The 8450-nt window shown below is 69.0% G+C and carries 8 protein-coding genes and 1 pseudogene; 4 read left to right on the forward strand and 5 right to left on the reverse strand.

Going from position 1 to position 8450, the window contains the following annotated elements:
* Positions 1-287, reverse strand: a pseudogene (locus tag AC1D1G_RS37265) (SWIM zinc finger family protein); the annotation flags it as partial.
* Positions 284-3085 (reverse strand): DEAD/DEAH box helicase, encoded by a 2802-nt coding sequence (locus AC1D1G_RS37270; protein ID WP_477956081.1) that lies wholly within the window; start codon positions 3083-3085, stop codon positions 284-286. The gene AC1D1G_RS37270 and the pseudogene AC1D1G_RS37265, both read right to left, overlap by 4 nt.
* Before the next feature lie 89 nt (positions 3086-3174).
* Between AC1D1G_RS37270 and AC1D1G_RS37275 the strand changes: the two genes are divergently transcribed.
* Positions 3175-3957, forward strand: coding sequence for a TetR/AcrR family transcriptional regulator (locus AC1D1G_RS37275; RefSeq protein ID WP_283333525.1), 783 nt, complete (start codon positions 3175-3177; stop codon positions 3955-3957).
* Here the strand turns inward: AC1D1G_RS37275 and AC1D1G_RS37280 are convergent.
* Positions 3904-5505: an adenylate/guanylate cyclase domain-containing protein gene (locus AC1D1G_RS37280; protein WP_283333526.1), complete on the reverse strand. Its 1602-nt coding sequence runs from the start codon at positions 5503-5505 to the stop codon at positions 3904-3906. The two genes, AC1D1G_RS37275 and AC1D1G_RS37280, sit on opposite strands and share 54 nt — an antisense overlap.
* A 36-nt stretch (positions 5506-5541) precedes the next feature.
* Between AC1D1G_RS37280 and nucS the strand changes: the two genes are divergently transcribed.
* Positions 5542-6216, forward strand: coding sequence for an endonuclease NucS (nucS, locus tag AC1D1G_RS37285; protein WP_105417176.1), 675 nt, complete (start codon positions 5542-5544; stop codon positions 6214-6216).
* A 16-nt stretch (positions 6217-6232) separates the two neighbouring features.
* Positions 6233-6559, forward strand: coding sequence for an ATP/GTP-binding protein (locus tag AC1D1G_RS37290; RefSeq protein WP_283333527.1), 327 nt, complete (start codon positions 6233-6235; stop codon positions 6557-6559).
* Here AC1D1G_RS37290 and AC1D1G_RS37295 read toward each other — a convergent pair.
* Both AC1D1G_RS37295 and mce read right to left on the reverse strand, forming a co-directional pair.
* Positions 6556-7641, reverse strand: a complete 1086-nt coding sequence (locus AC1D1G_RS37295) for a coiled-coil domain-containing protein (RefSeq protein ID WP_280784740.1) — start codon at positions 7639-7641, stop codon at positions 6556-6558. The two genes, AC1D1G_RS37290 and AC1D1G_RS37295, sit on opposite strands and share 4 nt — an antisense overlap.
* A 68-nt stretch (positions 7642-7709) precedes the next feature.
* Positions 7710-8183 (reverse strand): methylmalonyl-CoA epimerase, encoded by a 474-nt coding sequence (gene mce / locus AC1D1G_RS37300; protein WP_005248354.1) that lies wholly within the window; start codon positions 8181-8183, stop codon positions 7710-7712.
* Between the two features lie 94 nt (positions 8184-8277).
* On the opposite strand from mce, the gene AC1D1G_RS37305 reads away from it, so the two are divergent.
* A partial coding sequence (locus AC1D1G_RS37305; protein WP_477956082.1) for a thiolase family protein occupies positions 8278-8450 on the forward strand: 173 nt, incomplete at its 3' end.

Genomic DNA, 8450 nt, shown 5'->3' on the forward strand with positions numbered 1-8450 from the left:
AGGGTGGCGAGCACCTCGCCCCACTGGCGCTCGTCCAGCTGGTCCACCCGGATGCGCACGTGCAGGCTTTCCTCGTCCGTGTGCACGTCCGCGGAGACGAGCCCGGCCGCGAACGTGAGCGGACCGACCACTCCGCCACGGGCGTAGGCGCGTCCGCGTTTCAGCGTGTCCGAGTCGAGCGCGGCGTGCTCGACGTCGTCGACCCACCGCTGCGCCCACCAGGTCTTGCCGCGGGTGCGTCGGCCCTTCTGCGCCGRGAATCGGGGAAGCGTGACGGCGTCGGTCACAGGTCACCTCCGAAGTCGTAGTCGGGGCTCAGAGCCACCAGCCGGGTGAGTTCGCGGTCGGTCAGTTCGGTGAAGGCGTCGGCGCCGTGTGACAGGACAGAGTTGGCGAGCTGCCGCTTGGAGGCGAGCATGCCGGCGATGCGTTCCTCGATGGTTCCCGCGGTGACGAGCCGGTGGACGACGACCGGGTGGGTCTGCCCGATGCGGTAGGCGCGGTCAGTGGCCTGGTCCTCGACCGCCGGGTTCCACCAGCGATCGAAGTGGACGACGTGATCGGCCCGGGTGAGGTTCAACCCGGTACCGGCGGCCTTGAGGGACAGGATCAGGACGGGGGTGTCGCCGTTCTGGAAGCGTTGGACCAGCTCCTCCCGGGCGGCGACGGAAGTGCCACCGTGCAGGAATTCGCAGCCCACCCCGCGCGTCGTCAGGTGCCGCCGCAGCAGCCGTCCCATCGCGGTGAAGTGGGTGAACACCAGCGAACGCCCGCCCTCCGACAGGTTGGTGTCCACCAGTTCGTCGAGCAGACCGATCTTGTGGGAGCGGCCGGTGAGCGCGGCGTGCTCCTCGCCGAGGTACTGGGCGGGGTGATTGCAGATCTGCTTGAGGCCGGTCAGCAGCGACACGATGCTGCCGCGCCGCCCGATGCCGTCGCTCGTCTCGATCTGCTCCATCGCCTCGCGGACGAGGGCCTCGTACATTCCGGCCTGTTCCGGGGTGAGCGTGACATCCAGATCGATCTCCGTCTTCGGCGGAAGCTCGGGGGCGATCCCCGGATCGGACTTCGTGCGCCGGAGGACGAACGGCGAGATCAACGCCGCCAACTCCGCCGCGCGGTCGATTCCGTCCTCAGCGGCCGAGCCGTCGTAGCGGCGGCGGAACTGCGCGTACGGACCGAGGAGGCCCGGTGTGACGCCGTCGAGGATCGACCAGAGGTCGCTGAGTCTGTTCTCCACCGGTGTCCCGGTGAGGGCGACGCGGGCCAGGCCCGGAATCGTCCGCAGGGCCCGGGTGACGGATGCCGCGCGGTTCTTCAGGTGCTGCGCCTCGTCCGCGACGACCAGACCCCACACAGTCCGGGCGAGTACGTCGCCATCGAGCCGCATCGTCGCGTACGTGGTGAGGACGACGATGTCGCCGCCGGGTGTGACCGTCTCACCGGGCGGACGCCGCTTCGGACCGTGGTGGACGAGGACACCGGTGCCCGGTGCGAAGCGTTCGATCTCCCGTCGCCAGTTCCCCAGCAGTGACGCGGGACAGACCACCAAGGTGGGTCCAGCCGTTTCCGGCGTCTGCTGACGGTGCAGGTGAAGTGCGATGAGAGTCAACGTCTTTCCCAGGCCAATGTCGTCGGCGAGACAGGCGCCCAGGCCTCGTGACGTGAGCCCGGCCAGCCAGCGGAACCCGGTCAGCTGGTAGTCCCGCAACTGCGCGCGCAGGGCTGCCGGGGCCGGCACGGCCTCCGGATCCTGGTCGGACAGCTCACGCGCCACCGCCGCGGTCGCGCCGTAGGAGTCGACGCGGACGTCCTCCTCTCCGCGCCGGGCCCGGCCGGTCAGCGACGCCCGCAGGGCCTCGATCGACGTCATCGTTCCGGTGCGTCGCTGGAGGGTCTTTCGTATCAATGCCGAGTCCGCGACGACGTATCGGTTGCGGAGTTTCACGACGGCGCGCTCTGCCGAGACGAGCTCCTCCATTTCTTCGCGGCTCAGTACGTCGTCCCCCACCGCGATGCGCCAGTCGAAGTCGAAGGTGCGGTCGCCGCCGAAAGCGGCTGCGCCCTCGCGGGACTCGGGTTCGCCGAGGATCATGCGGGTCGAGGTGCGCGCGACCAATTCGCGCGGCCAATGGATCTCGACTCCTCGTTCGCGCAGCCGACGGCCGGCGTCCCCGGCGAGGGAGGCCAGGTCGTCGTCCTCGAGTCGGATGCGGTGCGGCGCCTCAGCTCGCAGCAGGTCTTCGAGCGGAGCCCAATCCTGGGCGGCGCGGCGGAGGGCGTCGAGGACCGCGATCCGGGGGTCGGAGGCGAACGCGGACTCGGCGAGCGTCGGATGCCGCCACAGGTCGACGGCGTCGCACACCACCCCGGGGCGCGCGAGACCGTGCACCTGGACCGTGGCGTCGAACTCGCTGTCCGAGAGGTCGCCCTTGCCGGGATCGACGGGGTCGATCCGCAACGACAACGCGATCGCATCGGGTGCCAGGGCGTCCGCCCAGGCCCGGAGTTCGGGCGAGGTCTCGGCGTTCCACCCCAGGTAGGGCCCGTCGTCGGCCGGCGACACGAGTCGCGGGATCGTATCGACGGCAGCGGTGAGGAAGTCGCGCAGCACGTCCACCGCGGCGGGGAGGCGAACTCCGGCGGCGGACGGATCCCCGAGCGGAATGGCGCGCGCTTCCGGCGGGAGCGCGGCGGCCAGCAGCCGCAGATGCGACTCGTCCTCGTCGTCGAGGACGCCGAGCCGCCAGCTGTCGCGGCCACCCGGCGTGACCGCGGGAAGGACCTTGCCCGCCCCGACGTATCCGAGAGCGGTCCGGGTGCAGGCGGCCCAGAACGCGACCGATCGATGCGTTGTCTCGCCGGGTCGCAGTGCCAGGAGCATCGGCAGCGCGTCGGCGAGCGAGACGCTCTGCGTCGGAACGCGTTCCACGGTGCTTCCGATTGCCATCCGGGTGTGGGAATCGATACTCGGTGGCAGCGGCCCGTCCGGGGAATCACGCCAGAACGCCAGGCGGGAGTCGCGCGGAGGATCGGACGGCACGAAGGTGGCCGCACAGGCGGCGAGGATGGGCCCTGCTGTCACTACTGCGCCTTTCGCCTGGTTTACAGTACGCCGTACGTCAACGAGGCGGCGGACGGAATTGTTCCCGGGCGCCGTGGGAAGATCTCGGCATGGGTAGAAGCGCGACACCGGAGGGCGACCCCGCCCGCACCATGGAGCTGCTGTGGGGTGGCGGCAGTACGCCGATCTCGCGCCCCCGCAACGGGAAGCCGAGCCTGACGCTCGACCGGATCGTCGAGGCCGCCATCTCCGTCGCGGATGCGGAAGGGCTGGACGCCGTCTCGATGCGCCGGCTGGCAGCCGAACTCGGCGCCGGCGCGATGTCGCTGTACACGCACGTTCCCGGAAAGACGGAACTGGTGGAGGTGATGCTCGATCGCGCGCTGTCCACACTCGAGCCGGCCGACGACACCGATGCGGGGTGGCGCGAGCGTCTCGCGGCCGCCGCTCACGACTACTTCCAACTGCTGTGCGCCCACCCGTGGATGCTCGGCGTCGTCGCGATGAGCCGGCCGGTTCTCGGGCCCGGCGGGATGGCCAAGTACGAGCGGGAACTACGTGCGGTCGAGGGGCTGGGACTGTCGGACCTCGACATGGACTCCGTCGTCACGCTCCTCGACAGTTTCGTCGCGGGCGCGGCGCGCGCCGCGGTGGATGCGGCCGCGCTCGCCGCCCAGGGGGAGGCGGACAGTGAATGGTGGCAGCGCGTCGCCCCGCACTTCGAAAAGGTCTTCGACCCCGACCGGTTCCCGCTGGCCGCCCGGGTCGGGGCCTCCGCGGGGGAACACCACGACGCCGCGTACGCGCCCGCCCACGCCTTCGAATTCGGGCTGGCCCGGCTACTCGACGGAGTCGGCGCCCTCATCGTCGACGGCGGAACCGGCGGGGAGTAGTTCGGCGGGAACGGCCAGCGTGGTCGGTTCGACACGGCCGCGCAGGGTGACGGTGTCGGTGAGTCGCCACCGCCTGCGCTCGTCGTCGGATGCCGCGTCGATCGCCCGCTCGGACGCGACGACGTGTCCGGACACGTTCTTGGCGAGCTCGGACAACCGCGCCGCCTCGTTGACCGGATCGCCGATCACCGTGTACTCGAAACGTTCGTGGGCGCCGATGTTTCCGGCCACGGCGCGACCAGCCGCCACCCCGATTCCCGCATCGCACTCCGGTACCTCGGCGGTGAGCCGTTCGCGGAGGGCCCGAGCGGCGGACAGCGCGGCGCCTGCATGGTCGTCGAGCGCCACGGGTGCCCCGAAGATGGCCAGTGCTGCGTCACCTTCGAACTTGTTGACGAACCCGTCTCGCCGATCGACCTCGTCGACGACCACGTTGAAGAAGCGGTTGAGCAGGTCCACGACCTCCCCGGGCGACCGGGTGGCCGCGATCGTGGTGGACCCGATGATGTCGACGAACAGGACCGCCACGTCACGTTCCTCCCCGCCGAGTTCGGGGTTGTGGCGGAGGGCCTGGGACGCCACTTCCTGCCCGACGTGGCGCCCGAACAGGTCGCGGATCCGCTCGCGTTCGCGGAGTCCCTCGGCCATCCGGTTGAACCCGGTCTGCAGCGCGCCGAGTTCGGTGCCGTCGTACACGACGACCTCGGCGTCGAGATCGCCCTCCGCCACCTTCGCCATGCCCAGCGACACCGAGCGGATGGGTGCCTCGGTGGCACGGACACTGATCACGACCAGCAGCAGGCCGAAGAGCAGGATCACACCCCCCAGCGCGAGGATCGACACCGCGAGGCTGGTCGGACTCGCCGGCCGGATGAAACTGAAGATCGCGATGAGCATCAGACCGAGCACGGGAACACCCGTCCCGAGGATCCACGCCAGTGCGGTGCGGCCGGTGATGCCCAGGGTTCGGCGGGGTCGCGGTCCGTCCGATCCCAGTGCCCGGGCGGCGATGGGGCGGAGGGCGAACTCCGTCAGCAGGTAGCAGAACGCGGAGACCGTGATCCCGGCCAACGCAATCGTGAACGCGACCTTCGGAATGGTCTGGGGATCGATGATGCCGTACAAAGTCGTGAAGAACACCAGCCCAATGCCCCACAACGCCGCCTGGACACGCGTCAGACGCCACGGTGCGCGAAACGCCGCCGACCGGTCGTGGTCGGTGGGCACGTCGTCCTCCGTCGCCCACCGGAGATCCGACACCAGTCGCTTGGTGCCCCACGTCACGCCGACCAGGACCGCGCACAGCACGAACACGGGCACCGCGACGAAGTTGGCGATCACGAACTCGCTCGACCACACACTCGGGCCGGGGACCACGACACTGACGAGCAGGCAGGTGATCACCGCGCCGACCAGGTTGGTGAACACCAGCGGGGCGGTCAGCAGCAGCTGGACACGGATCCGCCGCCTGCGGGGACTCTCGTCCGGTGACCCGAGCAACCACGACCCCAGCGGGGCGACGGATCGACGGGGGCTGCGCATAGTCATTCGAGACTAGTCGGCGCGATCCCTTAGGGTGGGCGGGTGCGCCTAGTGATTGCCAGATGCCGAGTCGACTACGTAGGCCGTTTGACGGCACATCTGCCCACCGCTCGTCGCCTGTTGTTGATCAAGGCCGACGGTTCCGTGAGCATCCACGCCGACGACCGCGCCTACAAGCCGCTGAACTGGATGAGCCCGCCCTGCTGGCTCGTCGAAGACACCGTGGAAGACGCCGAAGCGCTGTGGGTGGTGACCAACAAGGCCGGTGAGGAACTGCGGATCACCATCGAGGAGATCGAGCACGACTCCCGTCACGAACTCGGTGTCGATCCGGGGCTCGTCAAGGACGGTGTCGAGGCGCACCTGCAGGAGCTGCTCGCCGAACACGTCGAAACGCTCGGCAGCGGTTACACGCTCGTCCGGCGCGAGTACATGACGGCCATCGGTCCCGTCGACCTGCTGTGCCGGAACGCCGACGGGGCTTCCGTCGCCGTGGAGATCAAGCGCCGCGGAGACATCGACGGTGTCGAGCAACTCACCCGGTACCTCGAACTGCTCAACCGGGATCCGCTGCTGGCGCCGGTGAGCGGTGTCTTCGCCGCCCAGCAGATCAAGCCGCAGGCCAAAACCCTTGCCACCGACCGCGGAATCCGGTGCCTGGTGCTCGACTACGAAGCGCTGCGCGGCACCGAGAGCACCGAGTTCCGGCTCTTCTGAGGCCTAGGCTGAACCCGTGCCCCGTCGTAAACCGCAGCGAAAGAACACACGCCGCAACGAGCCCCCGGACACGTCCGAGGGCTCGCTGTTCGGTAGTGCAATGATGCGTCAGGAATCCGGGCCCGCGGGCTTCGCCGACGAGAGCTTCATCGTGCGCACGATCCCCGGGGCCCGGGCCACCAAGTCCTACCGGTGCCCCGGCTGCGATCACGACATCCGGCCGGGGGTCGCCCACCTGGTCACTTGGCCGGCCGAATACGGCGGAGCCGAGGACCGGCGGCACTGGCACACCGGGTGCTGGTCGGGACGCAGGACCCGGGGCCTCACACGCAGGTGGTCCTAGCTTCCCGTCTTCACGGTCCGCTGATCCGCCGTCCGGTTCGCCGGGTTCTTCTCGACGGCGGACAGCACTGCAGTGTCCTCGTCGGAGTTGTCCGTCTCGTCCGCGGAGTTCTTCCCGGACTCGTTCTGCGCGGACTTCCGGTCCGCGCCACCGGCCGTTGCCGACTTGCTGTTCGTGTTCTCGGTGGAGCGCTTCTCCGAGCCCGATGCCGCGGTGTCGGGCTGCGCGTCCAATAGTTCGCTCTCCCGGTTGACCGACGCCAACATTGCGGGAACGGAATCGAGCTGTCCCCGAATCCCCAAGAGCTGCGCCAGGATCCGGCCGCGGAGTACGCGAAGTTCTTCCGCCAGTTCCTTGGCGTGGGCGATCTTGCGCTCCGACTGGTCGGTGGCCGCCTGCAGCCTGCGCTCCGCCTCGTGTGTGGCGTCCGCGAGACGACGCTGCGCCTCGGCCTTGCTGGTGGACTCGAGCTCGTTGACCGCCGTGATCGTCTTCTGGCGGCGCTCGGACATCGCGAGGTCGAAGTCTTCCTGCACCTGCGACCGACGCAGTTCGGCCTCGGCAGCCAGGCGGTCGCGCTCGGACTGAGCGGCCTCGACGATCTTCGCCGCCTCCGTGCGGGCCTTCGCCATCGTCTGCTCGTGCTGAATCTCGAGAGCGCTCCGGCGGTCTTCGAGTTCCGCGACCAGCGACTCGTACTGGCCGCGGAGCTGCGCGCCCTCCTGCTCGGCGACGGAGATCATCTCGGCGGCGTCGGCCTCGGCCTTCGCGCGCACCTCGGACGCCTCGTCCGACGCGAGCCGGAGCATGCGCGAGATGCGGTCGCTCATTCCCTCCGCGGTGGTCGGCGGAACGGACAGGCGGTCGACATCCTTGCGCAGATCGTCGATCTCGTCCCGCGCATCGTCGAGCTGCTTGGCGAGATCCCGCGCCTGCGCCGCCGCGGCGTCGCGGTCGGCGGCAGTGACGCGGAGCTCGGCGTCGAATCGCTCGAAGTAGTTGCGTACCTCGTCCCGGTCGAATCCCTTGCGCACGGTGGAAAAGGGAAGGGGGATCGAACCACGGTCCTGCTCGTTTACCATGGCCGCCAATCTACCTGGGCAAAGTAGAACTTGTCTCTGCGCCTGGTACCCGGCGGCCGGCCACAGCTCTAGTGGGTCGCCGACGGCTCGACGAGCTCGACGAGAACTCCGCCCGCATCCTTCGGGTGGACGAAATTGATGCGCGAATCGGCGGTGCCGCGGCGCGGTGCGTCGTACAGCAGCCGTACACCGCGCTCGCGCAACTGGGCGGAGATGGCGTCGATGTCCGTGACGCGGTACGCGAGCTGCTGGAGACCGGGACCGCTGCGATCGATGAACTTGGCGATGGTCGAGTTCTCGTTCAACGGTGCGAGAAGCTGCAGCGCGGTGCTGCCCTCGGGGGAGCCGACCACGCTCAGCATCGCTTCGCGTACGCCCTGCTCCTCGTTCACCTCTTCGTGCGTCGACACCATGCCGAGGTGTTCGGAGTACCACGCGATGGCGGCGTCGAGGTCGGGAACCGCGATGCCGACGTGGTCGATGGCGGTCACCAGGTCCGAGGACAGCGGTGACGTGGTCTGGGTGGGGGAGGACTGTGTCATGCTCCCGACGTTAGCGCTACCGTTTCGGTAGTTCTCGTCGGGATGTGACTTCCGTCGCCCCGCACCTGTCTATTCGTCTCACGCGGAGGAAATCGTGACCAGTTCTGTGATCGTCGCCGGAGCCCGGACCCCGATGGGCCGGTTGCTGGGTTCGTTGAAGGATGTGTCGGGTTCGGATCTGGGTGGCGTGGCGATTCGTGGTGCGTTGGAGAAGGCGGGCGTCGCTCCCGAGCAGGTCGAGTACGTGATCATGGGTCAGGTGCTGAC

The organism is Rhodococcus sp. P3_B8 (assembly GCF_056402775.1).

What these genes read in the sequence shown, in the direction of transcription:
- AC1D1G_RS37295 (WP_280784740.1), bottom strand. Translation starts at nt 7,641, where the DNA reads ATGGTAAACGAGCAGGACCGTGGTTCGATCCCCCTTCCCTTTTCCACC.
- AC1D1G_RS37280 (WP_283333526.1), bottom strand. Translation starts at nt 5,505, where the DNA reads ATGACTATGCGCAGCCCCCGTCGATCCGTCGCCCCGCTGGGGTCGTGG.
- mce (WP_005248354.1), bottom strand. Translation starts at nt 8,183, where the DNA reads ATGACACAGTCCTCCCCCACCCAGACCACGTCACCGCTGTCCTCGGAC.
- AC1D1G_RS37275 (WP_283333525.1), top strand. Translation starts at nt 3,175, where the DNA reads ATGGGTAGAAGCGCGACACCGGAGGGCGACCCCGCCCGCACCATGGAG.